Raw genomic sequence first — 26,231 nt, forward strand, 5'->3', positions numbered from 1 at the left:
GATGGAAAAAGCGATGTTAACGTTCGACAAGGTCAATGCGCACTACGGCAAGATCCAGGCGCTGCACGACGTCAGCCTGCACATCAATCAGGGTGAAATCGTCACCCTGATTGGCGCCAACGGCGCGGGCAAAACCACGCTGCTCGGTACCCTGTGCGGCGACCCGCGGGCTACCAGCGGGCGGATTGTGTTTGATGGCAAAGACATTACCGACTGGCAGACTGCAAAAATCATGCGTGAAGCGGTGGCGATTGTTCCGGAAGGGCGTCGCGTCTTCTCGCGCATGACGGTGGAAGAGAACCTGGCGATGGGCGGCTTCTTCGCTCACCGCGATGAATACCAGACCCGCATCAAGTGGGTATACGAACTCTTCCCGCGCCTGTGGGAGCGCCGTATTCAGCGTGCGGGCACCATGTCCGGCGGTGAGCAGCAGATGCTGGCGATTGGCCGCGCGCTGATGAGCCAGCCACGCCTGCTGCTGCTGGACGAACCGTCGCTCGGTCTGGCGCCGATCATTATCCAGCAGATCTTCGACACCATCGAGCAGTTGCGTAAAGAGGGGATGACCATCTTCCTCGTCGAGCAGAACGCCAACCAGGCGCTGAAGCTCGCCGACCGTGGCTACGTGCTGGAAAACGGCCGCGTGGTGCTTGAAGATACCGGCGATGCGCTGCTGGCGAACGAAGCGGTACGGAGCGCGTACCTCGGAGGCTAAGCCGTCTGTGTTGCCCGGTGGCGCTTACGCTTACCGGGCCTACGGGATCGACCAGGCCGGGTAAGGCGAAGCCGCCACCCGGCTTTTTTTAACCCAACACCCTTCACACAACCATCATCCCCCTGACGCTTTGCTGTCACTTATCTGTAAACAAACAGTTATTTTTCTGTCATTCGAGCATGTCATGTTACCTCGCGAGCATAAAACGCGTGATATCGCGCATCCGGCACAATAAGAGAGATGACAATGACATCGTTACGACACACAGCTTTGGGTCTGGCACTGGGTCTGGCTTTTGCGACGAACGCAATGGCTGTCACCACCATTCCATTCTGGCATTCCATGGAAGGGGAGTTGGGTAAAGAAGTTGACTCCCTGGCGCAGCGTTTCAACGACACCCACCCGGATTACAAAATTGTGCCGGTGTACAAAGGCAACTACGAGCAGAGCCTGAGCGCGGGCATCGCCGCCTTCCGTACCGGTAACGCCCCTGCACTGTTACAGGTTTATGAAGTGGGTACCGCGACCATGATGGCCTCCAAAGCCATTAAGCCGGTCTATGAAGTCTTCAAAGAGGCGGGCATCAACTTCGACGAGTCGCAGTTCGTGCCAACCGTGGCGGGCTACTACACCGATTCCAAAACCGGTCACCTGCTGTCTCAGCCGTTTAACAGCTCCACGCCGGTCCTGTACTACAACAAAGATGCCTTCAGAAAAGCCGGTTTAGATCCGGAGCAGCCGCCAAAAACCTGGCAAGACCTGGCGGAATACACCGCTAAGCTGAAAGCGGCGGGCATGAAGTGCGGCTACGCCAGCGGCTGGCAGGGCTGGATCCAGATTGAAAACTTCAGCGCCTGGCACGGCCTGCCGGTTGCCACCAAAAACAACGGCTTCGACGGCACCGACGCGGTACTGGAGTTCAACAAGCCGGAGCAGGTGAAGCACATTGCGCTGCTGGAAGCGCTCAACAAAAAGGGCGATTTCAGCTACTTCGGCCGTAAAGACGAATCCACTGAGAAGTTCTACAACGGTGACTGCGCCATTACCACCGCGTCTTCCGGTTCGCTGGCAGATATCCGTCACTACGCCAAATTCAACTACGGCGTGGGCATGATGCCGTACGACGCTGACGTGAAGGGCGCGCCGCAGAACGCCATCATCGGCGGGGCCAGCCTGTGGGTGATGCAGGGCAAAGACAAGGGCACCTACAAAGGCGTGGCCGAGTTCCTCGACTTCCTGGCGAAGCCAGAGATTGCCGCTGAGTGGCACCAGAAAACCGGCTACCTGCCGATCACCAAAGCCGCCTATGACCTGACCCGCGAGCAGGGCTTCTACAGCAAAAACCCGGGCGCGGATATCGCGACGCGACAGATGCTGAACAAGCCGCCGTTGCCGTTCACCAAAGGTCTGCGTCTGGGCAACATGCCGCAGATCCGCACCATCGTGGATGAAGAACTGGAAAGCGTGTGGACCGGGAAGAAAACGCCTCAACAGGCGCTGGATTCAGCGGTAGAACGCGGGAATCAGCTGCTGCGCCGTTTTGAGCAGTCGACCAAATCGTAATTAAAACCTGCCCCTCACCCTAACCCTCTCCCCATAGGGGAGAGGGGACTGCACGGAGCCGTCTTTTCTCCCTCGCCCCTTTGGGGAGAGGGTCGGGGTGAGGGGTGAATACCTACAGAGCTAACCTATGTCATCATCCCGTCCGGTGTTCCGTTCCCGCTGGCTGCCCTATCTTCTGGTCGCGCCGCAGCTGGTCATCACCGTTATCTTCTTTATCTGGCCTGCGGGCGAAGCGCTGTGGTACTCGGTACAAAGCGTCGACCCGTTCGGGCTGTCCAGCCAGTTTGTTGGCCTGGACAACTTCACCGCGCTGTTCCACGACAGCTACTATCTGGACTCCTTCTGGACGACGATGAAATTCAGCGCGCTGGTCACCGTCAGCGGTCTGGTCGCTTCGCTGTTCTTTGCCGCGCTGGTGGACTACGTGGTGCGCGGCAGCCGCCTGTATCAGACCCTGATGCTGCTGCCTTACGCCGTCGCGCCCGCCGTTGCGGCCGTGCTGTGGATCTTCCTGTTTAACCCGGGGCGCGGGCTGATTACCCACTTCCTGGCCGAATTGGGTTACGACTGGAACCACGCCCAGAACAGCGGTCAGGCGATGTTCCTGGTGGTGTTCGCCTCGGTGTGGAAGCAGATCAGCTATAACTTCCTGTTCTTCTTTGCCGCACTGCAGTCCATCCCGCGTTCGCTGGTGGAAGCCGCGGCGATTGACGGCGCAGGGCCGGTTCGCCGCTTCTTCAGATTATCGCTACCGCTGATCGCCCCGGTGAGTTTCTTCCTGCTGGTGGTTAACCTCGTGTACGCCTTCTTCGACACTTTCCCGGTGATCGACGCGGCGACCGCGGGCGGCCCGGTGCAGGCGACCACGACGCTTATCTATAAGATCTACCGCGAAGGCTTTGCGGGGCTTGATCTCTCGGCCTCCGCCGCGCAGTCGGTGGTGCTGATGTTCCTCGTCATCATCCTCACGGTGGTGCAGTTCCGCTATGTTGAAAGTAAGGTGCGCTACCAATGATTGAGAACCGTCGCGGGCTGACGATTTTCAGCCATACCATGCTGATTTTAGGGATCATCGTCATCCTGTTTCCGCTGTACGTGGCGTTTGTCGCCGCCACGCTGGACACCAAAGCGGTGTTCGACACGCCGATGACGCTGATCCCAGGTTCGCATTTGTTTGAGAACATGAAGACCATCTGGACCCAGGGCGTGGGCGCGAACAGCGCGCCGTTCTGGCTGATGATGCTCAACAGCTTCATCATGGCGTTCGGCATCACCGTCGGCAAAATCACGGTGTCGATGCTCTCCGCCTTCGCCATCGTCTGGTTCCGTTTTCCTCTGCGCAACCTCTTCTTCTGGATGATCTTTATCACCCTGATGCTGCCGGTGGAAGTGCGTATCTTCCCGACGGTGGAAGTGATTGCCAACCTGAAGATGCTCGACAGCTATGCGGGCTTAACCCTGCCGCTGATGGCCTCGGCGACCGCCACCTTCCTGTTCCGCCAGTTCTTTATGACCCTGCCGGACGAGCTGATTGAAGCCGCGCGTATCGACGGCGCGTCACCGATGCGCTTCTTCCGCGATATCGTGCTGCCGCTGTCGAAAACCAACCTTGCGGCGCTGTTTGTGATCACCTTTATCTACGGCTGGAACCAGTACCTGTGGCCGCTGCTGATTATCCAGGACGTCAGCCTCGGCACCGCCGTCGCGGGTATCAAAGGCATGATTGCCACCGGCGAAGGCACCACCCTCTGGAACCAGGTGATGGCGGCGATGCTGCTCACCCTTATCCCACCCGTAGTCATTGTTTTAGCCATGCAGCGCGCGTTTGTCCGCGGCCTGGTCGATAGCGAGAAATAAGATGGCAGGTTTAAAACTTCAGGCAGTAACCAAAAGCTGGGACGGCAAAACCCAGGTCATTCAGCCGCTGACGCTCGACGTAGCGGACGGCGAGTTTATCGTGATGGTGGGCCCGTCCGGCTGCGGCAAATCCACCCTGCTGCGCATGGTGGCGGGGCTGGAGCGCGTGACCTCGGGCGATATCTGGATTGACCGCCAGCGCGTCACCGAGATGGAACCGAAGGATCGCGGTATTGCGATGGTGTTTCAGAACTACGCCCTCTATCCGCACATGAGCGTGGAAGAGAATATGGTGTGGGGGCTGAAAATCCGCGGCATGGGCAAAGGCCATATCGACGAGCGCGTCAAAGAAGCGGCACGCATTCTGGAACTGGACGGCCTGCTCAAGCGCCGCCCGCGCGAGCTCTCCGGTGGTCAGCGCCAGCGCGTGGCGATGGGGCGCGCCATCGTGCGCGACCCGGCGGTATTCCTGTTCGATGAACCGCTCTCCAACCTGGATGCCAAGCTGCGCGTGCAGATGCGTCTTGAGCTGCAACAGCTCCATCGCCGTCTGAAAACCACCTCCCTGTACGTGACCCACGATCAGGTCGAAGCTATGACCCTTGCCCAGCGCGTGATGGTGATGAACAAAGGCATCGCCGAGCAGATTGGTACGCCGGTGGATGTTTACGAGAAACCGGCCACCCGCTTTGTGGCGAGCTTTATCGGCAGCCCGGCAATGAATTTGCTGGAAGGGCGTATCAGCAATGCAGGCACGCACTTTGAGCTGGAAAGCGGGATGGCATTACCGATCAACTGGTACTATCGTGGCTACGCCGGGCGTAAGATGACGCTCGGGATCCGCCCCGAGCATATCGGTTTAACCTCTCAGGCGGACGGCGGCGTGCCGCTGGTGATGGACACGCTGGAGATGTTGGGGGCAGATAACCTGGCGCACGGGCGCTGGGGCGAGCAAAAAATGGTGGTGCGTCTGGCACATCAGGAGCGCCCGAAAGCAGGCAGCACGCTGTGGCTGCACCTGCCGGAAAATCATCTGCACCTCTTTGATGGTGAAACAGGACAACGAGTATGAGCAACTGGCCTTATCCCCACATCGTCGCCCACCGTGGCGGCGGTAAACTGGCGCCGGAAAATACCCTGGCGGCGATTGATGTTGGCGCGCGCTACGGTCACACGATGATCGAGTTTGACGCCAAGCTGTCGAAGGACGGCGAGATTTTCCTGCTGCATGACGACAACCTCGAACGCACCAGCAACGGCTGGGGCGTGGCGGGTGAACTGCCGTGGCGCGATCTGCTGAAAGTGGATGCCGGAAGCTGGTACAGCGGTGAATTCAAAGGCGAACCGCTTCCGCTGCTGGCGGAGGTGGCGGACCGCTGTCGTCAGCACGGCATGATGGCAAACATTGAAATCAAACCGACCACCGGCACCGGGACGCTGACGGGTAAAGTCATTGCGCTGGCCGCGCGTGAGCTATGGGAAGGGATGACGGCGCCGCTGCTCTCCTCGTTTGAAATTGACGCCCTGGAAGCGGCCCAGGCTGCCGTGCCTGAACTCCCGCGTGGGCTGCTGCTGGACGAGTGGCGTGAGGACTGGCGCGAGCTGACGACCCGCTTAGGCTGTGTCTCTATCCATCTCAATCACAGGCTGCTGGACGAGGCGCGGGTGAAGATGCTCAAAGACGCGGGTCTGCATATTCTGGTTTATACCGTGAATAAACCCCAGCGTGCAGCCGAACTGCTGCGCTGGGGCGTGGACAGCATCTGTACCGATGCCATAGACCTGATCGGCCCGAATTTTAGTTCTGCGGGTTAAGCATACTGCCATTCGACTGCGACGGCAGCATATGCTGCTGTCCGCTGCCTGACGACGTCATCCCACCTAACATCCCACCGTTTTTATTCGGCAGCGGCTGCTCACGCACCTGTCCCTGCTGTACGCGCTGGGTGTTGGCGTTCATCTGATTTTGCAGGCTCTGCTGCTGCATCTGGGTCTGTGTTTTCAACTGCTGGTTCAGCATCCCTTTTTGCTGTTGCTGCTGGCTCATCATCTCCGTCTGCATACGCTGCTGGCTCGGGATGACATAACCCTGCTGGTTCGGGTTGTTCATGGTGTTAAGTGGCTGTGCGAGCGCGGCAAACGGGATCAGCGCCGCAAGAATCAGTAAGCGTTTCATTGTCATTTCCTCCTGTTGAGGTCTCTCTTAAGTTTACCCTGATTTCACCATGACGATGATTTTTTAGGAGTTGTGAACCAGGCTTAAGCGGGGAATATGGATCCCTTCACCTGGAGAACAATAATGATGAAACCAACGTTTTTGCGCTGGGTCGCCATCGCCGCGCTGATGGCAGGCGGGACATTTAGCGTGGCGGCCAACCCGCCAGCGGCTCCGCCAGTATCGTATGGCGTGGAGGAAGATGTTTTTCATCCCGTGCGGGCAACCCACGGTATGGTGGCGTCCGTGGATGCGCTGGCAACCCATGTGGGCGTCGACATTCTCAAACAGGGCGGTAACGCGGTAGATGCGGCGGTCGCGGTGGGATATGCACTGGCGGTAACGCACCCGCAGGCGGGGAATCTGGGCGGCGGCGGCTTTATGATGCTGCGCACCAAAGACGGCAAAACGACCGCCATCGACTTCCGCGAAATGGCGCCTGCTCAGGCGTCCCGCGATATGTTCCTCGATGACCAGGGGAACCCGGACAGTAAAAAATCCCTGACTTCCCATCTCGCAAGCGGCACGCCGGGCACCGTGGCGGGCTTCTCGCTGGCGCTGGAGAAATACGGCACCATGCCGCTGAACAAAGTGGTGCAGCCAGCCATTAAACTGGCCCGGGACGGCTTTGTGGTGAATGACGCTCTGGCGGACGATCTCAAAACCTACGGCAGTGAAGTGATTCCCAATCACGAAAACAGTAAAGCCATCTTCTGGAAAGACGGCGAGCCGTTGAAGAAGGGCGATAGGCTGGTGCAGAAGAACCTCGCCAAAAGCCTGGAGCTGATTGCGGAGCACGGTCCGGACGCCTTCTACAAAGGGGCAATTGCCGACCAGATTGCCGAAGAGATGAAGAAAAACGGCGGGCTCATCACCAAAGCGGACCTGGCCGAGTACAAGGCGGTAGAGCGTGAGCCAATTAGCGGAACCTATCGCGGCTACGAAGTCTTCTCCATGCCACCGCCGTCCTCCGGCGGGATCCACATCGTGCAGATCCTCAATATTCTTGAAAACTTCGATATGCATAAGTTCGGCTTCGGCAGCGCGGATGCGATGCAGGTAATGGCGGAGGCCGAAAAACGCGCCTACGCCGACCGCTCGGAATACCTCGGTGACCCGGACTTCGTGAAGGTGCCGTGGCAGGCGTTGACCAACAAGGCATATGCCAAATCCATTGCTGATGAGATCGACATCAACAAGGCTAAACCGTCCAGCGAGATCCGCCCCGGCAAGCTGGCACCGTATGAAAGCAACCAGACCACCCACTTCTCGGTGGTGGATAAAGACGGTAACGCGGTGGCGGTGACCTATACGCTCAACACCACCTTTGGTACCGGGATTGTGGCGGGCAACAGCGGCATTCTGCTTAACAACGAGATGGATGATTTCTCTGCCAAGCCGGGCGTGCCGAACGTTTACGGTCTGGTCGGCGGCGATGCGAATGCGGTTGGGCCGAAGAAGCGACCGCTGTCATCCATGTCACCCACTATCGTGGTGAAAGACGGTAAAACCTGGCTGGTCACCGGCAGTCCTGGCGGAAGCCGGATTATCACTACGGTATTGCAGATGGTGGTCAACAGTATCGATTTTGGGATGAATGTCGCCGAAGCGACCAACGCGCCGCGTTTTCATCACCAGTGGCTGCCGGATGAACTGCGCGTTGAGAAGGGCTTTAGCCCGGACACCATCAAACTGCTGGAGCAACGTGGACAGAAGGTGGCGGTAAAAGAGGCGATGGGCAGCACCCAGAGCATTATGGTCGGGCCGGACGGCGCGCTGTTTGGGGCATCGGACCCGCGTTCGGTAGATGATTTGACGGCGGGGTACTGATTTTGTTGCCCGGTGGCGCTGCGCTTACCGGGCCTACTACGGCACGAATGTAGGCCGGGTAAGGCGAAGCCGCCACCCGGCAACAAATTACTTCATTCTCGCCATATAATACGCATCCACATACTCACCGTTGCGCAGGGCGTAGCGCTTGCCAGTACCTTCAATCTCGAATCCGTGTTTTTTGTACACGGCTATTGCCGGCTCGTTATCCACAAACACCGTTAATTCGATGCGGTCGACGCGCAGCCAGTTGTCGCACATGTCGATCATGGTGCGGATCAGCGCGCTGGCGACGCCGCGGTTGTGCCACTGTGCGCCTACGCAGATACCAAAATCGGCCACGTGGCTGCGGCGCGGGCGCTGGGCAACATCAATGGTGAGGTGCCCAACCACGATATCGTCAATACAGGCAACCAGTTGCTTAATACCGGGCTGGTCGCCTAGCCGCATCTGCCACATTTCCAGCGAAGGGTGAGGAACCTGTAGCGTGTTGTGGTACACCTCCGGCTGGGCGTGGATCTGACGAATGGCGTCATAATCTTTCGGTTCCGCGTGGCGTATCACAATCTCACTCATCCCTTGTTCCTCAGTCAGTTAAATGTCCCTCTCAACATCAATGACTTTAAAATTTGAGTCAACCGCTATTTTTTGCAAAAAGTATTGGACAAGTGCGAATGAGAATGATTATTATTGCTCTGCATTCAGGAAGACCCCTACGGGAACCTGAAAGCACGACATTGCTCACATTGCTTCCAGTATTACTTTAGCCAGCTTTTAGCTGGCTTTTTTTTTGTTATGGTTAGACTCAGTAACCTTCCAAAAGGACTGAGCCATGACACTACATTGCGCATTTATTGGATTTGGTAAAAGTACGACCCGCTATCACCTGCCGTATGTTCTCAACCGTAAAGACAGCTGGCACGTCGCGCACATCTTCCGCCGCCGCGCGAAGCCGGAAGAGCAACTCCCGCAGTACTCCCATATTCATTTCACCAGCGATCTCGATGAGGTGCTTAACGACCCGCAGGTCAAGCTGGTGGTTGTCTGCACCCACGCCGACAGCCATTTTGACTATGCGAAACGCGCGCTGGAAGCGGGCAAAAACGTGCTGGTGGAAAAACCGTTCACCCCAACCCTTGCCGAAGCGAAAGCGCTGTTCGCGCTGGCAAAAAGCAAAGGGCTAACCGTGACGCCGTACCAGAATCGTCGCTTTGACAGCTGTTTCCTGACGGCGAAAAAAGCGATTGAAAGCGGTAAGCTCGGTGACATTGTGGAAATCGAAAGTCACTTTGATTACTACCGTCCGGTAGCGGAAACCCAACCCGGGCTGCCTCAGGATGGCTCTTTCTACGGACTTGGCGTGCACACCATGGACCAGGTCATCTCCCTGTTTGGCCGGCCGGACCACGCTGCGTATGACATTCGCAGTCTGCGCAATAAAGCCAATCCGGACGATACCTTTGAAGCGCAGCTGTTCTACGGTGACCTGAAAGCCATCGTCAAAACCAGCCATTTGGTGAAAATCGACTATCCGAAATTTATCGTTCACGGCACCCGTGGCTCGTTCATCAAGTACGGTATCGACCAGCAGGAGACGAGTCTGAAGGCCAACATTATGCCGGGTGAACCGGGCTTTGCGGCGGATGATTCCGTGGGCGTACTGGAATATGTCAACGACGAAGGCGTAACGGTCAAAGAAGCGCTGAAGCCGGAAACCGGCGACTATGGTCGCGTCTACGATGCGCTGTTTGAAACGCTGACCCGCGGGGCACCCAATTACGTCAAGGAATCTGACGTTCTTACCAACCTCGAACTGCTCGAGCGGGCGTTCGAACAGGCTTCTCCTGCCACGATCACCCTCGCGAAATAAGCAAAAACGGCTCCTCTGCGCTTGTTCACAATTTTTGAACAGAGGAGTCAATTTTCACCCTCTATGATCCCAGGCTGTTTGCGTCCACACTTACTCCATCGAAACGAACTGAGGGTAAAAACAATGATCTATTTACGCAAAGCAAACGAACGTGGTCACGCGAATCATGGCTGGCTGGACTCATGGCATTCATTCTCGTTTGCCGACTACTACGACCCGAACTTCATGGGCTTCTCTGCACTGCGCGTCATTAACGACGACGTGATTGATGCAGGTCAGGGCTTCGGTACCCACCCGCACAAAGACATGGAAATCCTGACCTATGTGCTGGAAGGGGCGGTTGAGCACCAGGACAGCATGGGCAACAAAGAGCAGGTTCCGGCGGGCGAGTTCCAGATCATGAGCGCGGGTACCGGGGTGCGTCATTCCGAGTACAACCCGAGTAAAACGGAAAAACTGCACCTGTATCAAATCTGGATCATTCCAGAAGAGACCGGCATCACGCCGCGCTATGAGCAGCGCCGCTTCGACGCCAAACAGGGCAAACAGCTGGTGCTGTCCCCGGATGCGCGTGAAGGTTCCCTGAAAGTGCATCAGGACATGGAGCTGTACCGCTGGGCGCTGGCGAAAGATGAACAGTCTGTGCATCAGATTGCCGCTAACCGCCGCGTCTGGATCCAGGTAGTGAAAGGTGAGGTGTCCATCAACGGCACCAAAGCCACCACTGCCGATGGTCTGGCTATCTGGGATGAACAGGCACTCTCCGTGCACGCCGACAGCGAAAGTGAAATCCTGCTGTTTGACCTGCCGCCGGTCTAAATAATTTCTCAACCTTCCCTTTAAACGGGGAAGGTTGAGCTTTGTCCGTGATAAACTGAGCAAATCTCTCACTTCAAGATTTCTCAGGACGATGAAAAAGAAACGCCCCGTACTTCAGGATGTCGCCGATCGCGTCGGTGTGACCAAAATGACGGTCAGCCGCTTTTTACGTAACCCGGAACAGGTTTCCGTGGCGTTGCGTGGCAAGATTGCCGCAGCCCTTGATGAACTGGGTTATATCCCCAACCGCGCACCCGATATTCTTTCCAATGCGACCAGCCGTGCGGTGGGTGTCCTCCTGCCTTCCTTAACCAACCAGGTTTTCGCCGAGGTGCTTCGCGGCATTGAAAGCGTCACCGATGCGTTTGGTTACCAGACCATGCTCGCCCACTACGGGTACAAGCCGGAGCTGGAAGAAGAACGTCTTGAATCCATGCTTTCCTGGAACATCGACGGCCTGATTTTAACCGAACGTACGCACACCGCCCGCACGCTAAAAATGATTGAAGTGGCGGGTATTCCGGTGGTGGAGCTGATGGACAGCCAGTCGCCGTGCCTCGACATCGCCGTGGGTTTTGATAACTTCGAAGCGGCACGTCAGATGACGGCGGCCATCATCGCCCGGGGACATCGTCATATCGCCTATCTGGGCGCGCGTCTTGATGAACGTACTATCATCAAACAGAAGGGATACGAGCAGGCGATGCTCGACGCGAACTTAACCCCGTACAGCGTAATGGTTGAGCAGTCCTCTTCCTATACGTCGGGTATTGAGCTGATGCGTCAGGCGCGACGCGAGTATCCGCAACTGGACGGTATTTTCTGTACCAACGATGACCTTGCGGTCGGTGCAGCGTTCGAATGCCAGCGTCTGGGGCTGAAGATCCCGGAAGATATGGCGATTGCGGGTTTCCACGGCCATGACATCGGCCAGGTTATGGAGCCGCGTCTGGCGAGCGTGCTGACACCGCGTGAACGTATGGGCCGCATTGGCGCAGAACGCCTGCTGGCGCGCATTCGTGGCGAGACGGTTACGCCTAAGATGTTAGATTTAGGTTTCACCTTGTCACCGGGTGGATCTATTTGAGCTGACAAATTTGAACTAGCTCACACTTATTCACTTCGCGCACGTTTGGATATTGCTTCTCTTTTGCCCCGGCAGGACAATGTTACCGATAACTGTTACCCGTAACAATTGACTGAGGGACACCCTTTGAGCACGACTAATCATGATCACCACGTTTACGTCCTGATGGGCGTGTCCGGTAGCGGTAAATCTGCCGTGGCGAGCGAAGTGGCGCATCAACTCCAGGCTGCGTTTCTTGATGGTGACTTCCTCCATCCGCGCAGCAACATCATGAAAATGGCCTCCGGCGAGCCGCTCAACGACGACGATCGCAAACCGTGGCTGCAGGCGCTGAACGACGCCGCATTCGCCATGCAGCGTACCAACAAAGTTTCGCTGATCGTCTGCTCCGCGCTGAAAAAAACCTACCGCGATCTGCTGCGCGACGGCAACCCGAACCTCTCTTTCATCTACCTGAAAGGCGATTTCGAGGTGATTGAAAGCCGACTGAAGGCGCGTAAAGGTCACTTCTTCAAAACCCAGATGCTGGTGACGCAGTTCGACGCGCTCCAGGAGCCGGGTGAAGATGAGAAAGACGTCTTAGTGGTTGATATCGATCAGTCACTGGAGGGTGTTGTAGCCAGCACCATCGAGGTCATTAATAAAAGGCAGTAAGTTTTGAGTACATTAACGCTAGTTTTGACAGCAGTGGGTTCGGTATTGCTGCTGCTGTTTTTAGTGATGAAGGCGCGTATGCACGCCTTCGTTGCTTTGATGGTGGTTTCTATTGGTGCAGGTCTCTTTTCCGGTATGCCGCTCGACAAGATCGCTGCGACGATGGAAAAAGGGATGGGAGGCACGCTCGGCTTCCTGGCGATAGTGGTCGCGCTGGGCGCGATGTTTGGCAAGATTTTACATGAGACGGGCGCGGTCGATCAGATTGCCGTCAAGATGCTGAAATCCTTCGGCCACAGCCGCGCGCACTATGCGATTGGTCTGGCGGGTCTGATTTGCGCGCTGCCGCTGTTCTTCGAGGTGGCGGTTGTGCTGCTGATTAGCGTGGCATTCTCTATGGCGCGTCATACCGGTACCAACCTCGTGAAGCTGGTCATTCCGCTGTTTGCGGGCGTGGCGGCAGCGGCAGCGTTTCTGTTGCCTGGGCCCGCGCCGATGCTGCTGGCCTCCCAGATGCACGCTGACTTTGGCTGGATGATCCTGATTGGCCTGTGCGCCGCGATCCCGGGAATGATTATTGCCGGCCCGCTGTGGGGCAACTTCATTAGCCGTTACGTTGAGCTGCACATTCCGGATGACATCACCGAGCCGCATTTGGGCGAAGGCAAAATGCCGTCCTTTGGCTTCAGTCTGTCACTGATCCTGCTCCCGCTGGTCCTGGTGGGTCTGAAAACCATCGCAGCGCGTTTTGTGCCGGTGGGCTCTACCGCCTACGAATGGTTTGAGTTCATTGGTCACCCGTTTACGGCGATCCTGGTGGCGTGTCTGGTGGCTATTTACGGCCTGGCGATGCGTCAGGGAATGCCGAAAGACCGCGTGATGGAGATCTGCGGTGCCGCGCTGCAGCCTGCGGGTATTATCCTGCTGGTGATTGGTGCCGGTGGCGTGTTCAAGCAGGTGCTGGTGGATTCTGGCGTGGGCCCGGCTCTGGGTGAAGCGCTGACCGGAATGGGCCTGCCGATTGCGGTAACCTGCTTCGTGCTGGCGGCGGCCGTGCGTATTATCCAGGGTTCCGCCACCGTGGCGTGTTTAACCGCCGTGGGTCTGGTAATGCCGGTGATTGAACAGCTGAACTACTCCGGTGCGCAGATGGCAGCGCTGTCTATCTGTATCGCGGGCGGTTCAATTGTGGTCTCTCACGTTAACGACGCTGGCTTCTGGCTGTTCGGTAAATTTACCGGCGCCACCGAAGCGCAAACCCTGAAAACCTGGACGCTGATGGAAACCATCCTCGGTACGACGGGTGCGATTGTCGGGATGATTGCCTTTACGTTGCTGAGCTGAATGCGGTGATTTAACCCGGCTCAAAAATAAGGCCCGGTAGCGTTAACGCTGACCGGGCCTTAATCTTTTCATCTTATGCAGAACATCAGGCCGGGAAAGATGAAACCACCACCCGGCTTTTTTACATCACTCGCCCTGCGTCGCGCTCTCAATCGTCAAGCGCACATCTGACGTAATCAGCTCTGCCAGCATCTGGTAAACCTTCAGCGTCTCTTCTGGCTCGGCATCGCCCGTATCACTGATGAAGCCTTCATCACGCAGCGTCAGCACGAGGGAACTGAAGACCGCTTTGTCGAAGAATTCTGGTGCGTTAATGCCGTGCAGCACAGACAGGCGCTGTGCCAGCGTCCGGCTCTCTTTCTCCAGCGTACCGCGGTTGATCGACGGGTTCGCACTCAGCAGCCAGAACGTAATGGCGTAGCGCTGCAGCGTTTCGCGCGCACCGGCCGCCAGCAGCTGCAGGGTTCGGGAGCGTGACGGATTGATATGCAGCTCATCGTTGGCAACGGTGATCAGCCCCTGACGACGAAGTTCTTCCGTCAGTTTATCCAGCTCAACGGCCAGCTCATCTTTGCTCCAGCGCAGGAACAACTCCGCTTTCAGCATCGGGTAGAGCGTATCAACGTGACGCAATAGCTCCTGACGTGAAATGTGGCGATGCTGGGTAATGATGGCCGCCATCAGCGACGGCAGCATCAGCATATGCGCGATGTTGTTGCGATAGTACGTCATCAACACGGCCTGTTCGCGCGGCAGAATGATGATGTCGCCGATCGTGTCCTTCTCGACTTCAAACTTGTTCATCTGCAACGCGTGATCGATGAGCTCGCTGGCAGTCGCCGCAGGAACCGTTGAATCAACCGAGTAAGGCACGTTGCGCATCATGTCCAGGTAGCAGTCCAGCTGCTCCGTGAGCTGTTCACGGGTCAGGGAGCGCTGACGAGAAGCCAGTAGCGCGGTACAGCACAGGTTCATGGCGTTAGCCGCCCCCGCGTTGTTAATACGCACCATCAGCTCGGATGCAATGCCGTTAACCGTTGGCGTCAGCCAGGCAGGACGAACCGCTTCGATAGGATCGATGGATTCGCGCCACTCCGGAACGTGATGATTCAGGTACGTCATCAGCGGCATTGGCTCGCCAAAGTTCACGTAGCCCTGACCCAGGTTGCGTAACTTGCTCAGGCCGCGCAACATCTGCGGCAGGCTCTCTTTCTCTTTGGTTGCGCCACGCAGTTCTTTGGCATACGTACCCACTTCCATGACGTGCTCATAACCAATGTAGATAGGCACCAGCGTGATCGGACGGGTTCCGCCGCGCAGCATCGCCTGAATGGTCATCGACAGCGTGCCGGTCTTCGGATCAAGCAGACGTCCGGTACGGGAGCGACCACCCTCCACGAAGTACTCCACGGAATAGCCGCGGCTGAACAGTTCGCCCAGATACTCGCGGAACACGGTGGAGTAGAGCTTATTGCCCTTGAAGGTACGACGGATAAAGAAGGCGCCCAGGCGGCGGAAGATCGGGCCCGCTGGCCAGAAATTCAGGTTAATACCGGCCGCGATGTGCGGTGGTACCAGCCCCTGGTGATAGAGCACGTAGGAGAGAAGCAGGTAGTCCATGTGGCTGCGGTGGCAGGGGACATAGACAATTTCATGGCCATCATGCGCCAGCTGGCGTACACGCTCGGCGTTATGAACGTTGATGCCCTGATACAGGCGGTTCCAGGTAAAGCCGAGAATACGATCGGAAAGGCGAATCATCTCGTAAGAGAAGTTCGCGGCAATCTCTTCCATCAGCGCAATGGCGTTCTGCTGGGCTTTCTCATGCGAAATCTTCTTGCTACGCGCTTCGTCTTCAACGGCGCGGGCGATCGCTTTGGAGGCCAACAGTTTGTTGAACAGGTCCTGACGCGCCGGGAGTCGTGGCCCGACGGCAGCGAGGCGCTGACGGGCGAAGTGCATACGTGCTACGCGCGCCAGCTTCTGCGCGATGATCTTGTCGGTACCGTGCTCATCTGCCATTCGGCGCAGTGAAACGGAAGGGGAGAAGCGCACAAAGCTGTCGCGCCCCAGCCAGGAGACCGCGAAGAACTTCTGTATGCCGTTAAGCATACGCAGCGGCGGATTCTCTTCGCCTTTTTCACGGCCCGGACGGCGGCCAAACATCACCGATACCGGCACCATCTGCACATCCAGATCGGGATTGCTGCGGTGCAGGTCGAGATAGTCGTGGAACAGCTTAATGGACTCTTCTTTTGGCGTGTAATAGGTAAATACACGCGGCCCGCCATGAATGAACACGTAGCGCGGCAACAACGTGCCGTCGACTTCCAGCGGTTCAAGCGGGTCAGGTAAGTCATGCGCCAGACATTGGGCGCGAAGGGTCAGTAAGTCTGCCTTCGAGTTATAAGGCAAAACGTACATAATAGGACGCGACGTATCGAGTCCCAATTCCAGCGCGGGTTCTGCTGGGATAGACTTGCTTTTTACCAGGATGCTTAATGGTAAATTAAGTAATTTGTAGTAAATTCGTGGCCAGCCGGACATAAACGATGTAAAGCCTCTGGTTAATAATGCAATTGCGGCGCAAGGATAACAGAAAGCGCGCAAAATTTCTGTTGTTACCCGTCATACTTCAGGCTGTAGCGAAACGCGCTACAGTTCCTGTTACTGACGCTTTTTTTCATAAAAGGTTCTTTTAATGGCCAATAATACCACTGGGTTAACGCGTATCATCAAAGCCGCCGGCTATTCATGGAAAGGTTTCCGTGCCGCGTGGATCAACGAAGCCGCCTTTCGTCAGGAAGGTGTCGCCGCTATCATCGCGGTCATCATCGCCTGTTTCCTTGATGTCGATGCTATTACCCGCGTACTTCTCATCGGTTCCGTGCTTCTGGTGATGATAGTGGAAATTCTCAATAGCGCTATTGAGGCCGTTGTTGACCGTATTGGCTCAGAGTTCCACGAGCTCTCCGGTCGCGCGAAAGACATGGGTTCTGCCGCTGTGCTGCTGGCGATTATCACTGCGGTTATTACCTGGGTCACGCTGCTTTGGTCACATTTCCGATGAGCCTCGAGGAATAATTAAGTCCCTGGTTTTTTGTGCAGTTTTTGGTTCCAAAATCACCTTTGACTGTATATACTCACAGCATAACTGTATATACACCCAGGGGGCGGAATGAAAGCATTAACGACCAGGCAGCAAGAGGTGTTTGATCTCATTCGGGATCATATCGGCCAGACGGGTATGCCACCCACGCGTGCGGAAATCGCTCAGCGTCTGGGCTTCCGTTCTCCGAATGCTGCCGAAGAACACCTGAAAGCGCTGGCACGTAAGGGCGTGATTGAAATTGTTTCAGGCGCGTCACGCGGTATCCGCCTGCTGGTGGAAGAAGAGACGGGCATTCCGCTGATAGGCCGTGTTGCTGCGGGTGAGCCGCTGCTGGCACAGCAGCATATCGAAGGCCACTACCAGGTTGATCCTGGTATGTTCAAGCCGAGCGCAGATTTTCTGCTGCGCGTAAGCGGCATGTCGATGAAAGATATCGGCATTCTCGACGGCGATCTGCTGGCGGTACACAAAACGCAGGATGTGCGGAACGGCCAGGTGGTGGTCGCGCGCATTGATGACGAAGTGACCGTTAAGCGTCTGAAAAAGCAGGGTAACACCGTTCAGTTGCTGCCCGAAAACAGCGAGTTCTCTCCCATTGTGGTCGATCTCCGCGAACAGAGCTTCTCTATCGAAGGTCTGGCGGTCGGTGTGATTCGCAACGGTGAATGGCTGTAATCTCTTCCTGACAGGCTACGGTTCCGCTGTAGCCTGCTTTATTGACCACTCCCGGTGTTTCTCATGTCACTGCTGACGGCATCCGATAAGGCATTGTGGCGTCTTGCACTGCCGATGATTTTCTCCAATATCACCGTGCCCTTGCTGGGTCTGGTCGACACGGCCGTTATTGGGCATCTCGATTCCCCTGTCTATCTTGGCGGCGTGGCGATTGGCGCGACGGCAACCAGCTTCCTCTTTATGCTGCTGCTCTTTTTGCGCATGAGCACCACCGGACTCACGGCACAGGCGTATGGTGCAAAAGATCCGTTACGTCTGGCGCGGGCGCTGGTGCAGCCGCTGATTCTTGCGCTGGGCGCGGGCGCGTTAATCGTTTTACTCCGCGATCCCCTGATTGACCTTGCGCTTCATATCGTTGGCGGCAGTGAGGCGGTACTGGAGCAGGCGCGACGTTTTCTCGAAATCCGCTGGCTCAGTGCGCCCGCTTCGCTGGCAAATCTGGTTCTGCTGGGTTGGTTACTGGGCGTTCAGTATGCTCGTGCGCCAGTGATTCTGCTGGTCGTGGGAAACCTGCTCAACATCGTGCTGGATCTCTGGCTGGTGATGGGCCTCCATATGAACGTGCGGGGCGCGGCACTGGCGACGGCGATTGCTGAATACGGGACCTTTGTGATGGGGCTGTGGATGGTCTGGCGCGTGCTGGCGATGCGCGGGATCTCCCTCGCGCTGCTGAAAACCGCATGGCGCGGCAATATCCGTAAGCTGCTGGCGCTTAACCGTGACATCATGCTGCGCTCGCTGCTTCTGCAACTCTGCTTCGGCGCGCTGACGGTCTTCGGTGCACGGCTGGGGCCTGAAATCGTCGCGGTCAACGCGGTATTGATGACGCTGCTGACGTTTACCGCCTATGCGCTGGACGGCTTTGCCTACGCGGTTGAAGCACATTCGGGGCAGGCGTATGGAGCGCGTGAAAGCGGGCAGCTTCATGATGTCTGGCGGGCAGCCTGCCGTCAGTCAGGACTGGTAGCGCTGGTGTTTGCCGTGGTCTATGCCTGCTTCGGCGAACAGATTGTTGCTTTACTGACCTCTCTCCCTGCGCTGCGCGAACTGGCGAGCCACTATCTCATCTGGCAAGTCATCTTACCGGTGGTGGGTGTCTGGTGTTATCTGCTGGACGGCATGTTTATTGGTGCGACGCGCGGGGCGGAAATGCGTAACAGTATGGCCGTTGCGGCGGCGGGATTTGGCCTGACGCTGCTGACGCTTCCCTGGCTGGGTAATCACGGTTTGTGGTTGGCGCTTGCGGTCTTTCTCTCTCTGCGTGGCCTGTCGCTGGCTTTTATATGGCGCCGCCACTGGCAAAACAATACCTGGCTTCCTTCGCGTCACGATATATCGTGATGGTTAAAGATTCCGAATATGAAATCAACTGCCGAATCCTTAACTACAATAATTATCACGTCCAGCAGAAAAGAACGTAACGGACGTTACGACCCGACGCTTAACTAAGAGGACACGATGATGAATAAAGACGAAATCGGCGGCAACTGGAAGCAGTTCAAAGGTAAAGCGAAAGAACAGTGGGGTAAGCTGACAGATGACGATATGACCGTCATTGAAGGTAAGCGCGATCAGCTTGTCGGTAAAATTCAGGAACGTTACGGCTACGCGAAAGATCAGGCGGAAAACGAAGTCAAAGACTGGGAAACCCGCAACGATTACCGCTGGTAACGCTGAATAACCTACTGGGGCGGCTTCAGGCCGCCTTTTCTTTTGCTGCTAACGCGGCTTTTTTTTCACCAGAATAGAGTGGTCATGCTGACACTCATCCTGATGTCGACACGCTTCCACCTCGACACACGCTGAACACAGCCCGTGTGCTTCAATCACATTATGACGCAGGGCAAACCCCATTCTTGCCGCCAGCGTATGCATAATGTCTTCCACGCCTTCCGCAGCTTCTTCTTTCACTACGCCACAACGGTCGCAGATAAACATGGCCGACGTGTGGGTGGGCTGATCGAAAAGATGGCACAGTACATAGCTGTTTGTGGATTCCACTTTATGAACAAATCCTTGTTCCAGCAGGAAATCCAGCGCGCGATACACTGTCGGCGGTTTAGCCTGCGGCTCGCTTTCGCGGAGCAGGTCGAGCAGGTCATAGGCGCTGATGGCACCCTGTTGTAGGCTCATCAGACGTAAGACTTCAAGGCGCTGCGGAGTCAGGCGCACATTGCGTTGCGCGCACAGCTTTTCGGCCTGCGCTAACAGCTCTTTTGTGGACTTATCCATTGAGCACCTCGGATGTTCTGGGACGTAAAACCCTCACTTTATCATGTTCTGGTAAAAACACCGATATCCGTCAGGCTGTGCTATACCTGACGCATCGCAAATCGGGAATATCATCATGAAAAAACCAGACTGTATTAAGCACTGGCGCGACATAGAAGGACCGGATGACGCCACCTACCCCGACAGTAATGAGCTCTTTTCTATCGGTGCACCGCTGGCCCGCAGCCTTGGCCTCCGACGTATCGGCATTCATCATGAGCGTTTATTGCCCGGGCGTCGGACATCCTATCCCCATGCAGAGAGTGACGAAGAAGAGTTTATCTACGTGCTTGAGGGCTATCCTGAAGCCTGGATTAATGGCTATTTGTGGAAACTTGAACCCGGCGACAGCGTGGGCTTTCCTGCCGGAACCGGCGTCTGCCATACCTTTATCAACAACACGGATGAAGAGGTTCGGTTACTGGTGGTGGGCGAGGCCAACAAGAAGCACAACCGCATCTACTATCCGCTCAATCCGGTCTATGCCGCCACGCGGGAGGATCGCTGGGTTGACCATCCTCCGCAGTTTTTTGGCCCGCATGATGGAAAACCTGTGAAAAAATAATTTCCTCTTCTATAAATATTGAAGGCCGTCACAAATTACAACAGGCCGTAAGGGAATTTCACTTAGGGAAAGAAATGGCGGGTCTTTTGCTTCTTATTCACAGCAATAGTTCGTTCCTGTTTGGGTGATAACAGACAGGGGTTATCTAATAACAAACTATTACGGGCATACTGTGAAAAAACATTTTAAATTTTCGGTGGTTAGCATTGCTGTTTCCCTGTTTATGGCAAATCAGGCGGGAGCAGCCAATACCTGGACAGAATCACGTAGCGACGCCATGGGCGGGACGGGCGTAGCCGCTGGCAGTTATGGCAGCGGAGCGTTAATCAACCCCGCGTTGCTGGCAAAGGCAAAACCGGACGATGATGTGACGGTTATATTGCCGTCCGTTGGGGTGCAGGTGACGGATGAAGACAATCTTCAGGATGAGATTGATACCATCAACGATAAAATCAATCACTATAAGGATGTGGTTGATAACCTTACGCCTATTGAAGTCATCACCAATCCGTTAGGTTCGATCAACCAGTTCCAGGGCGCGGCCAAAGATCTTGCCGATGAACTGGACTATCTCAAGGGTAAAACTGCACGTGCAACGGCAGGGGCAGGACTTGCCGTGAGTATCCCTAACGATGTGCTTTCCGTGGCCTTTATGGCCAAAGGTTATGCTCATGGTCGGGTTAGCTCATCTATCGACCAGCAAGATATTGATTATCTGCGCAGTATTCAACGAAGCGATGTGGTTGCTGCCGGTGTTGCCCTGGATGCAGCGCTGAATGGCACGGATCAGATTACCAAAAACCTCAACTCAACGGCGTCTGGCCGGGCGGCGATTGTGTCCGACTACGGTATTGCGGTTGCCCGTCAGTTCGATCTCGGGGGCATCCCGGTTTCCGTTGGCGTCACGCCAAAACTGCAAAAAACCTGGATCTATAACTACACCACTTCCATCTACGATTACGACAGTAATAAGTGGAACGATAGCCGCTACCGTACAGACGATACGGGCTTTAACGTTGATGCTGGTATTGCCGCTGATTTTGGCGAAAACTGGACGGTCGGCCTGAGCGGGCAAAACCTGATGTCACGCGATATCGACAGCAAGGATATCCGCATCCGCAATGGGCGTACGGGAGAAGTGGTGAGCTATAAAGACACCTACCAGATCCGTCCGCTGGTCACCGCGGGCGCCGCCTGGCACAACGATCTTGTTACGCTGACCGCTGATGGCGATCTGACCGAAACCAAAGGTTTCAAGAGCGAAGATACGTCGCAGTATGTTGGGGTAGGTGCTGAAGTGACCCCGCTGAGCTGGCTGGCGGTACGCGCAGGTTATCGCGCTGACGTGAAGGGTAACGACAGCAACGTCTTTACCGGTGGTGTCGGCTTCGCGCCGTTCAACACCGTGCATGTTGACCTGATGGGCCTCTACGGTGAAGACGAAACCTGGGGCGCAGGGGCACAGCTAAGCATGACGTTCTAAAGTGCACCGGAGGCGCTGCGCCTCCGGCTTTTCTTTGTGCTATAGTAGCGCCCCTTTTCCACCAGATGCTTAAAACTTCGCCATGTTGTCAGAATACCAGACCGCTTTCCCAGCACACCGTTTCTCCATTGCGCCAATGCTCGACTGGACGGACAGACACTGCCGCTTCTTCCTGCGTCAGCTCTCCCGCCATACGCTGCTGTACACCGAAATGGTGACCACCGGTGCAATCATTCACGGCAAGGGCGACTATCTGGCATACAGTGAAGAAGAGCATCCGGTTGCCTTGCAGCTGGGTGGCAGCGATCCGGCCGCGCTGGCGCAGTGTGCGAAGCTGGCGGAAGCGCGCGGCTATGACGAGATTAACCTCAACGTTGGCTGTCCTTCAGACCGTGTGCAAAACGGTATGTTCGGTGCGTGTCTGATGGGGAACGCGCAGCTGGTTGCCGACTGTATCAAGGCGATGCGTGATGTGGTCTCCATTCCCGTGACGGTCAAAACCCGTATCGGCATTGACGACCAGGACAGCTACGAATTCCTGTGCGATTTCATCAACACGGTGTCCGGCAAAGGCGAATGCGAGATGTTTATCATCCACGCCCGTAAAGCCTGGCTCTCCGGCCTGAGCCCGAAAGAGAACCGTGAGATCCCACCGCTGGACTATCCGCGCGTATATCATCTTAAACGTGATTTCCCGCATCTGACGATGTCGATCAACGGCGGTATTAAGTCGCTTGAAGAAGCCAAAGCGCACCTCGAACATATGGACGGCGTGATGGTCGGACGCGAGGCCTATCAGAACCCGGGCATTCTGGCGACGGTCGACCGTGAAATCTTTGGCGTTGACGGCGCCGATACCGATCCGGTTGCCGTCGTGCGCGCCATGTATCCTTACATTGAGCGCGAGCTGAGCAACGGCACGTATCTCGGCCACATTACCCGCCATATGTTGGGCCTGTTCCAGGGCATACCGGGGGCGCGGCAGTGGCGTCGTTACCTCAGTGAGAACGCACATAAAGCCGGTGCGGATATCGAGGTGCTGGAACATGCGCTGCGACTGGTCGCAGATAAGCGATAATTTTCGCTAAAAGATCGTCAAATTCACCACGCCCTGCATATCATTGCGGGGCGTTTTTCTTTAAGAACAATGGTTTAGTTTTGGCATGATTCTTGTAATACAGACTGTATTACTCGGGAATTCGTGGGAGAGCACCATGCTGGAACTACTTTTTGTCATTGGCTTTTTTGTCATGCTGTTAGCCACGGGCGTTTCGCTGCTCGGCATTCTCGCTGCGCTCGTCGTGGCGACGGTGGTGATGTTTATCGGCGGACTGTTTGCCCTGACCATCAAACTGCTGCCGTGGTTATTACTGGCCATTGCGGTGGTGTGGGCGATACGGGCGATTAAATCACCAAAACTGCCGACTTATCAGCGCAATAACCGCTTCCGTTACTAAGGTATTGAGGGGTTCGTCACATACTTGTAACTTTCCCGGCAGCATTACTTAGAACAGAATAGGATTTACTTATCGAATCTGTCACTATGGCTGCCGCTACAGAATTCATCGAGCTGTACCCTACATACAGCCGAACTAAAAAAAGAAAGGGCTTCCCACGGGAAGCCCAATTTCTTTTTGGGGCTCAGGGAATGAGTAAACTTGAACCCTGTGTCGCCCGGCTTTCCAGCACCTCATGCGCACGCTGCGCATCGGTCAGCGGATATTTCTGCGCATCCGCCACGTCCACCTTAATCACGCCACTGGCGATCAGCGAGAACAGCTCGTTGCTGGCTTCCTCCAGTTCTTCCCGGTTGGTGATATAGCCCTGCAGGGAAGGGCGGGTCACGTAGAGCGAGCCTTTCTGATTCAGGATGCCAAGATTGACGCCAGTGACAGCGCCTGACGCATTCCCGAAGCTCACCATCAGCCCGCGACGTTGCAGGCAGTCCAGCGACGCCTCCCAGGTGTCTTTGCCCACCGAGTCATACACCACGCGCACTTTTTTACCGCCAGTAATCTCTTTCAGGCGCTCGACGATGCTCTCTTCGCGATAGTTGATCACCTGCCACGCCCCCGCGTCCAGCGCACGCTGCGCTTTTTGGGCATTGCCCACGGTACCGATGAGTTTCGCGCCTAAGGCTTTCGCCCACTGGCAGGCAATCAGCCCCACGCCACCCGCTGCGGCATGAAAAAGAAACTGCTCGTCGGGTTTAATTTCATAGGTTTTGCGCAGCAGATAGTAAACCGTTAACCCCTTCAGGAACGAAGCGGCCGCCTGCTCGAAGGAGATAGCGCCAGGCAGCAGAGCGGCTTTATCCGCCGGAACGTTGTGGACGGAGCTGTAAGCGCCCAGCGCAGATTGCGCATACACCACGCGGTCGCCCTCTTTAATATGCTTAACCGCGCTGCCCACTTTAATGACGACACCGGCCGCCTCGGTGCCCAGACCACTCGGCATTGACGGAGGCGGGTAGAGACCGCCGCGAATATAGGTATCGATGTAGTTAATGCCGATAGCTTTGTTTTCAACCTGGATTTCGTTCTCGCCAGGCGCTGCGGGGGTAAACTCCACCGCTTTCAGTACGTCCGGACCGCCGTGTTTCTGGAACTCAATGCGCGTTGCCATGCTCCCTCCGTAAGAAAAATATGGTAATCTTTCGACCCACTCTTTATCTCGGTAACTCCATTCACTATGGCAGGAAACAAACCCTTCAACAAACAGACTGAACCCCGCGAGCGTGATTTCCAGGTCGCAGGGTTAAAAGTCCCGCCGCACTCGATTGAAGCGGAACAGTCGGTGTTGGGCGGTTTAATGCTGGATAACGAACGCTGGGACGACGTCGCTGAGCGCGTGGTTTCTGAGGATTTCTACACCCGTCCGCACCGTCATATCTTTACCGAAATGGCGCGCCTGCAGGAGTCGGGCAGCCCGATTGACCTGATTACGCTCGCGGAATCGCTTGAGCGTCAGGGTCAGCTGGATAGCGTCGGTGGGTTTGCCTACCTGGCAGAACTGTCAAAAAACACGCCAAGCGCGGCGAACATCAGCGCTTATGCCGATATCGTGCGGGAACGTGCTGTCGTCCGTGAGATGATATCGGTGGCGAACGAGATCGCCGAAGCCGGTTTTGATCCGCAGGGGCGCACCAGCGAAGACCTGCTCGACCTGGCGGAGTCCCGCGTCTTTAAAATTGCCGAAAGCCGTGCGAACAAAGACGAAGGGCCTAAAAACATTGCCGATGTGCTCGACGCGACCGTGGCGCGTATCGAGCAGTTGTTCCAGCAACCGCACGATGGTGTCACCGGGGTCAACACCGGTTATGACGACCTCAACAAAAAGACCGCCGGCCTGCAGCCGTCGGATCTGATTATCGTTGCGGCGCGTCCGTCGATGGGTAAAACGACATTTGCGATGAACCTCGTCGAAAACGCCGCAATGTTGCAGGATAAACCTGTACTCATCTTCAGTCTTGAGATGCCCTCCGAGCAGATTATGATGCGTTCTCTGGCATCGCTGTCGCGCGTGGACCAGACCCGTATCCGTACCGGCCAGCTCGATGATGAAGACTGGGCGCGTATCTCCGGCACGATGGGCATTCTGCTGGAAAAACGTAACATCTATATCGATGACTCCTCCGGCCTGACGCCGACGGAAGTGCGCTCCCGCGCGCGCCGTATCGCCCGCGAACACGGCGGTATCGGCCTCATCATGATCGACTACCTCCAGCTGATGCGCGTGCCGTCGCTCTCCGACAACCGTACGCTGGAAATTGCAGAGATTTCCCGCTCGCTCAAGGCGTTAGCCAAAGAGCTGCACGTGCCGGTGGTGGCGCTGTCGCAGCTGAACCGCTCCCTGGAACAACGTGCCGATAAACGCCCGGTCAACTCCGACCTGCGTGAATCCGGCTCCATCGAGCAGGATGCCGACTTAATCATGTTCATCTACCGTGATGAGGTTTATCACGAGAACAGCGACCTGAAAGGGATCGCCGAAATTATTATTGGTAAACAACGTAACGGCCCGATCGGGACGGTGCGTCTGACCTTTAACGGACAGTGGTCGCGTTTCGACAACTACGCCGGTCCTCAATATGATGATGAGTAATTTCTAA

At 56.1% G+C, this 26,231-nt stretch carries 26 protein-coding genes; 21 read left to right on the forward strand and 5 right to left on the reverse strand.

All coding sequences use genetic code 11. From position 1 onward, the window contains the following. The first annotated feature begins 1 nt into the window (after position 1). From livF to ugpQ, 6 genes are all read left to right on the forward strand, one after another. Positions 2-715, forward strand: coding sequence for a high-affinity branched-chain amino acid ABC transporter ATP-binding protein LivF (gene livF / locus L3068_RS01265; RefSeq protein WP_006812273.1), 714 nt, complete (start codon positions 2-4; stop codon positions 713-715). Positions 716-961: 246 nt separating this feature from the next. Next, positions 962-2,278 carry a sn-glycerol-3-phosphate ABC transporter substrate-binding protein UgpB gene (ugpB, locus tag L3068_RS01270; RefSeq protein WP_023331791.1) on the forward strand — a complete coding sequence of 439 codons (1,317 nt, stop codon included), beginning with the start codon at positions 962-964 and terminating at the stop codon, positions 2,276-2,278. A gap of 127 nt (positions 2,279-2,405) precedes the next feature. Then, the gene (gene ugpA, locus L3068_RS01275; protein WP_023331792.1) at positions 2,406-3,293 is read left to right on the forward strand and encodes a sn-glycerol-3-phosphate ABC transporter permease UgpA; all 888 of its coding nucleotides are present in this window, start codon (positions 2,406-2,408) and stop codon (positions 3,291-3,293) included. Further along, entirely contained in the window at positions 3,290-4,135 is an 846-nt protein-coding gene (gene ugpE / locus L3068_RS01280; RefSeq protein ID WP_023331793.1) for a sn-glycerol-3-phosphate ABC transporter permease UgpE, read from the forward strand. Before ugpA ends, ugpE begins: the two co-directional genes overlap by 4 nt. A 1-nt stretch (position 4,136) precedes the next feature. After that, positions 4,137-5,207 (forward strand): sn-glycerol-3-phosphate import ATP-binding protein UgpC, encoded by a 1,071-nt coding sequence (locus L3068_RS01285; protein WP_117581827.1) that lies wholly within the window; start codon positions 4,137-4,139, stop codon positions 5,205-5,207. Continuing rightward, positions 5,204-5,950: a glycerophosphodiester phosphodiesterase gene (gene ugpQ, locus L3068_RS01290; RefSeq protein ID WP_023336597.1), complete on the forward strand. Its 747-nt coding sequence runs from the start codon at positions 5,204-5,206 to the stop codon at positions 5,948-5,950. Before L3068_RS01285 ends, ugpQ begins: the two co-directional genes overlap by 4 nt. On the opposite strand, the gene L3068_RS01295 is transcribed toward ugpQ, so the two are convergent. Then, the gene (locus L3068_RS01295; protein WP_023331795.1) at positions 5,934-6,311 is read right to left on the reverse strand and encodes a DUF2756 family protein; all 378 of its coding nucleotides are present in this window, start codon (positions 6,309-6,311) and stop codon (positions 5,934-5,936) included. The two genes, ugpQ and L3068_RS01295, sit on opposite strands and share 17 nt — an antisense overlap. Before the next feature lie 123 nt (positions 6,312-6,434). Here L3068_RS01295 and ggt point away from each other — a divergent pair, with 123 nt between their 5' ends. After that, a complete protein-coding gene (gene ggt, locus L3068_RS01300) occupies positions 6,435-8,180 on the forward strand; it encodes a gamma-glutamyltransferase (protein WP_014882130.1) in 1,746 nt (581 codons plus the stop codon). 87 nt (positions 8,181-8,267) lie between these two features. Here the strand turns inward: ggt and yhhY are convergent, their stop codons facing one another. Further along, a complete protein-coding gene (yhhY, locus tag L3068_RS01305) occupies positions 8,268-8,756 on the reverse strand; it encodes an N-acetyltransferase (protein ID WP_014882131.1) in 489 nt (162 codons plus the stop codon). Between the two features lie 256 nt (positions 8,757-9,012). Here yhhY and L3068_RS01310 point away from each other — a divergent pair, with 256 nt between their 5' ends. From L3068_RS01310 to gntU, 5 genes are all read left to right on the forward strand, one after another. Beyond that, positions 9,013-10,050, forward strand: a complete 1,038-nt coding sequence (locus tag L3068_RS01310) for an oxidoreductase (RefSeq protein WP_014882132.1) — start codon at positions 9,013-9,015, stop codon at positions 10,048-10,050. Positions 10,051-10,173: 123 nt separating this feature from the next. After that, positions 10,174-10,869 (forward strand): pirin family protein, encoded by a 696-nt coding sequence (locus L3068_RS01315; protein ID WP_000639796.1) that lies wholly within the window; start codon positions 10,174-10,176, stop codon positions 10,867-10,869. A gap of 91 nt (positions 10,870-10,960) precedes the next feature. Next, positions 10,961-11,956, forward strand: coding sequence for a gluconate operon transcriptional repressor GntR (gene gntR, locus L3068_RS01320; protein ID WP_014882133.1), 996 nt, complete (start codon positions 10,961-10,963; stop codon positions 11,954-11,956). 126 nt (positions 11,957-12,082) lie between these two features. Continuing rightward, positions 12,083-12,610 carry a gluconokinase gene (gene gntK, locus L3068_RS01325; protein ID WP_014882134.1) on the forward strand — a complete coding sequence of 176 codons (528 nt, stop codon included), beginning with the start codon at positions 12,083-12,085 and terminating at the stop codon, positions 12,608-12,610. A gap of 3 nt (positions 12,611-12,613) precedes the next feature. Continuing rightward, positions 12,614-13,954, forward strand: coding sequence for a gluconate transporter (gene gntU, locus L3068_RS01330; protein ID WP_014833577.1), 1,341 nt, complete (start codon positions 12,614-12,616; stop codon positions 13,952-13,954). Positions 13,955-14,080: 126 nt separating this feature from the next. On the opposite strand, the gene plsB is transcribed toward gntU, so the two are convergent. Continuing rightward, the gene (gene plsB / locus L3068_RS01335; protein ID WP_014882135.1) at positions 14,081-16,501 is read right to left on the reverse strand and encodes a glycerol-3-phosphate 1-O-acyltransferase PlsB; all 2,421 of its coding nucleotides are present in this window, start codon (positions 16,499-16,501) and stop codon (positions 14,081-14,083) included. Between the two features lie 154 nt (positions 16,502-16,655). Here plsB and L3068_RS01340 point away from each other — a divergent pair, with 154 nt between their 5' ends. The 4 genes from L3068_RS01340 to L3068_RS01355 all read left to right on the forward strand — a co-directional run bounded on the left by L3068_RS01340 (position 16,656) and on the right by L3068_RS01355 (position 19,472). Next, positions 16,656-17,024 (forward strand): diacylglycerol kinase, encoded by a 369-nt coding sequence (locus tag L3068_RS01340; protein WP_014882136.1) that lies wholly within the window; start codon positions 16,656-16,658, stop codon positions 17,022-17,024. Positions 17,025-17,132: 108 nt separating this feature from the next. Continuing rightward, complete coding sequence (lexA, locus tag L3068_RS01345; protein WP_014882137.1) at positions 17,133-17,741, forward strand: transcriptional repressor LexA; 609 nt, start codon at positions 17,133-17,135, stop codon at positions 17,739-17,741. A 63-nt stretch (positions 17,742-17,804) separates the two neighbouring features. Beyond that, positions 17,805-19,142 carry an MATE family efflux transporter DinF gene (dinF, locus tag L3068_RS01350; protein ID WP_117581825.1) on the forward strand — a complete coding sequence of 446 codons (1,338 nt, stop codon included), beginning with the start codon at positions 17,805-17,807 and terminating at the stop codon, positions 19,140-19,142. A 120-nt stretch (positions 19,143-19,262) separates the two neighbouring features. Next, entirely contained in the window at positions 19,263-19,472 is a 210-nt protein-coding gene (locus L3068_RS01355; protein WP_014882139.1) for a CsbD family protein, read from the forward strand. A gap of 48 nt (positions 19,473-19,520) precedes the next feature. Here the strand turns inward: L3068_RS01355 and zur are convergent, their stop codons facing one another. Next, positions 19,521-20,033 (reverse strand): zinc uptake transcriptional repressor Zur, encoded by a 513-nt coding sequence (gene zur, locus L3068_RS01360; RefSeq protein WP_014882140.1) that lies wholly within the window; start codon positions 20,031-20,033, stop codon positions 19,521-19,523. A gap of 115 nt (positions 20,034-20,148) precedes the next feature. Between zur and L3068_RS01365 the strand changes: the two genes are divergently transcribed. The 4 genes from L3068_RS01365 (at position 20,149) to pspG (ending at position 23,577) form a co-directional block, all read left to right on the forward strand. Further along, positions 20,149-20,637, forward strand: a complete 489-nt coding sequence (locus tag L3068_RS01365; protein WP_014882141.1) for a cupin domain-containing protein — start codon at positions 20,149-20,151, stop codon at positions 20,635-20,637. Positions 20,638-20,860: 223 nt separating this feature from the next. Beyond that, positions 20,861-22,120 carry a conjugal transfer protein TraF gene (locus L3068_RS01370; RefSeq protein ID WP_176602214.1) on the forward strand — a complete coding sequence of 420 codons (1,260 nt, stop codon included), beginning with the start codon at positions 20,861-20,863 and terminating at the stop codon, positions 22,118-22,120. Positions 22,121-22,202: 82 nt separating this feature from the next. Beyond that, positions 22,203-23,198: a tRNA dihydrouridine(20/20a) synthase DusA gene (dusA, locus tag L3068_RS01375; RefSeq protein ID WP_117581823.1), complete on the forward strand. Its 996-nt coding sequence runs from the start codon at positions 22,203-22,205 to the stop codon at positions 23,196-23,198. Positions 23,199-23,334: 136 nt separating this feature from the next. Further along, positions 23,335-23,577 (forward strand): envelope stress response protein PspG, encoded by a 243-nt coding sequence (gene pspG, locus L3068_RS01380; RefSeq protein ID WP_014882144.1) that lies wholly within the window; start codon positions 23,335-23,337, stop codon positions 23,575-23,577. Positions 23,578-23,761: 184 nt separating this feature from the next. Here pspG and L3068_RS01385 read toward each other — a convergent pair whose 3' ends face one another. Continuing rightward, the gene (locus tag L3068_RS01385) at positions 23,762-24,745 is read right to left on the reverse strand and encodes a quinone oxidoreductase (protein WP_014882145.1); all 984 of its coding nucleotides are present in this window, start codon (positions 24,743-24,745) and stop codon (positions 23,762-23,764) included. Between the two features lie 66 nt (positions 24,746-24,811). On the opposite strand from L3068_RS01385, the gene dnaB reads away from it, so the two are divergent. Further along, complete coding sequence (gene dnaB, locus L3068_RS01390) at positions 24,812-26,224, forward strand: replicative DNA helicase (RefSeq protein ID WP_008503375.1); 1,413 nt, start codon at positions 24,812-24,814, stop codon at positions 26,222-26,224. The last annotated feature ends 7 nt before the right edge of the window (positions 26,225-26,231 follow it).

The sequence above is a fragment of the Enterobacter cloacae complex sp. ECL414 genome, from assembly GCF_021869685.1.
Classification (GTDB): domain Bacteria; phylum Pseudomonadota; class Gammaproteobacteria; order Enterobacterales; family Enterobacteriaceae; genus Enterobacter; species Enterobacter kobei.

Excerpts from the sequence above, each read along its gene's own strand:
- dnaB (WP_008503375.1), top strand. The coding sequence starts at position 24,812 with ATGGCAGGAAACAAACCCTTCAACAAACAGACTGAACCCCGCGAGCGT.
- zur (WP_014882140.1), bottom strand. The coding sequence starts at position 20,033 with ATGGATAAGTCCACAAAAGAGCTGTTAGCGCAGGCCGAAAAGCTGTGC.
- dusA (WP_117581823.1), top strand. The coding sequence starts at position 22,203 with ATGTTGTCAGAATACCAGACCGCTTTCCCAGCACACCGTTTCTCCATT.
- ugpB (WP_023331791.1), top strand. The coding sequence starts at position 962 with ATGACATCGTTACGACACACAGCTTTGGGTCTGGCACTGGGTCTGGCT.
- ugpE (WP_023331793.1), top strand. The coding sequence starts at position 3,290 with ATGATTGAGAACCGTCGCGGGCTGACGATTTTCAGCCATACCATGCTG.
- yhhY (WP_014882131.1), bottom strand. The coding sequence starts at position 8,756 with ATGAGTGAGATTGTGATACGCCACGCGGAACCGAAAGATTATGACGCC.
- L3068_RS01315 (WP_000639796.1), top strand. The coding sequence starts at position 10,174 with ATGATCTATTTACGCAAAGCAAACGAACGTGGTCACGCGAATCATGGC.
- L3068_RS01285 (WP_117581827.1), top strand. The coding sequence starts at position 4,137 with ATGGCAGGTTTAAAACTTCAGGCAGTAACCAAAAGCTGGGACGGCAAA.
- L3068_RS01365 (WP_014882141.1), top strand. The coding sequence starts at position 20,149 with ATGAAAAAACCAGACTGTATTAAGCACTGGCGCGACATAGAAGGACCG.
- L3068_RS01385 (WP_014882145.1), bottom strand. The coding sequence starts at position 24,745 with ATGGCAACGCGCATTGAGTTCCAGAAACACGGCGGTCCGGACGTACTG.
- pspG (WP_014882144.1), top strand. The coding sequence starts at position 23,335 with ATGCTGGAACTACTTTTTGTCATTGGCTTTTTTGTCATGCTGTTAGCC.
- livF (WP_006812273.1), top strand. The coding sequence starts at position 2 with ATGGAAAAAGCGATGTTAACGTTCGACAAGGTCAATGCGCACTACGGC.
- plsB (WP_014882135.1), bottom strand. The coding sequence starts at position 16,501 with ATGTCCGGCTGGCCACGAATTTACTACAAATTACTTAATTTACCATTA.
- L3068_RS01355 (WP_014882139.1), top strand. The coding sequence starts at position 19,263 with ATGAATAAAGACGAAATCGGCGGCAACTGGAAGCAGTTCAAAGGTAAA.
- ugpQ (WP_023336597.1), top strand. The coding sequence starts at position 5,204 with ATGAGCAACTGGCCTTATCCCCACATCGTCGCCCACCGTGGCGGCGGT.
- L3068_RS01295 (WP_023331795.1), bottom strand. The coding sequence starts at position 6,311 with ATGAAACGCTTACTGATTCTTGCGGCGCTGATCCCGTTTGCCGCGCTC.
- lexA (WP_014882137.1), top strand. The coding sequence starts at position 17,133 with ATGAAAGCATTAACGACCAGGCAGCAAGAGGTGTTTGATCTCATTCGG.
- L3068_RS01340 (WP_014882136.1), top strand. The coding sequence starts at position 16,656 with ATGGCCAATAATACCACTGGGTTAACGCGTATCATCAAAGCCGCCGGC.
- ugpA (WP_023331792.1), top strand. The coding sequence starts at position 2,406 with ATGTCATCATCCCGTCCGGTGTTCCGTTCCCGCTGGCTGCCCTATCTT.
- gntR (WP_014882133.1), top strand. The coding sequence starts at position 10,961 with ATGAAAAAGAAACGCCCCGTACTTCAGGATGTCGCCGATCGCGTCGGT.
- dinF (WP_117581825.1), top strand. The coding sequence starts at position 17,805 with ATGTCACTGCTGACGGCATCCGATAAGGCATTGTGGCGTCTTGCACTG.
- ggt (WP_014882130.1), top strand. The coding sequence starts at position 6,435 with ATGATGAAACCAACGTTTTTGCGCTGGGTCGCCATCGCCGCGCTGATG.
- L3068_RS01310 (WP_014882132.1), top strand. The coding sequence starts at position 9,013 with ATGACACTACATTGCGCATTTATTGGATTTGGTAAAAGTACGACCCGC.
- L3068_RS01370 (WP_176602214.1), top strand. The coding sequence starts at position 20,861 with ATGGCAAATCAGGCGGGAGCAGCCAATACCTGGACAGAATCACGTAGC.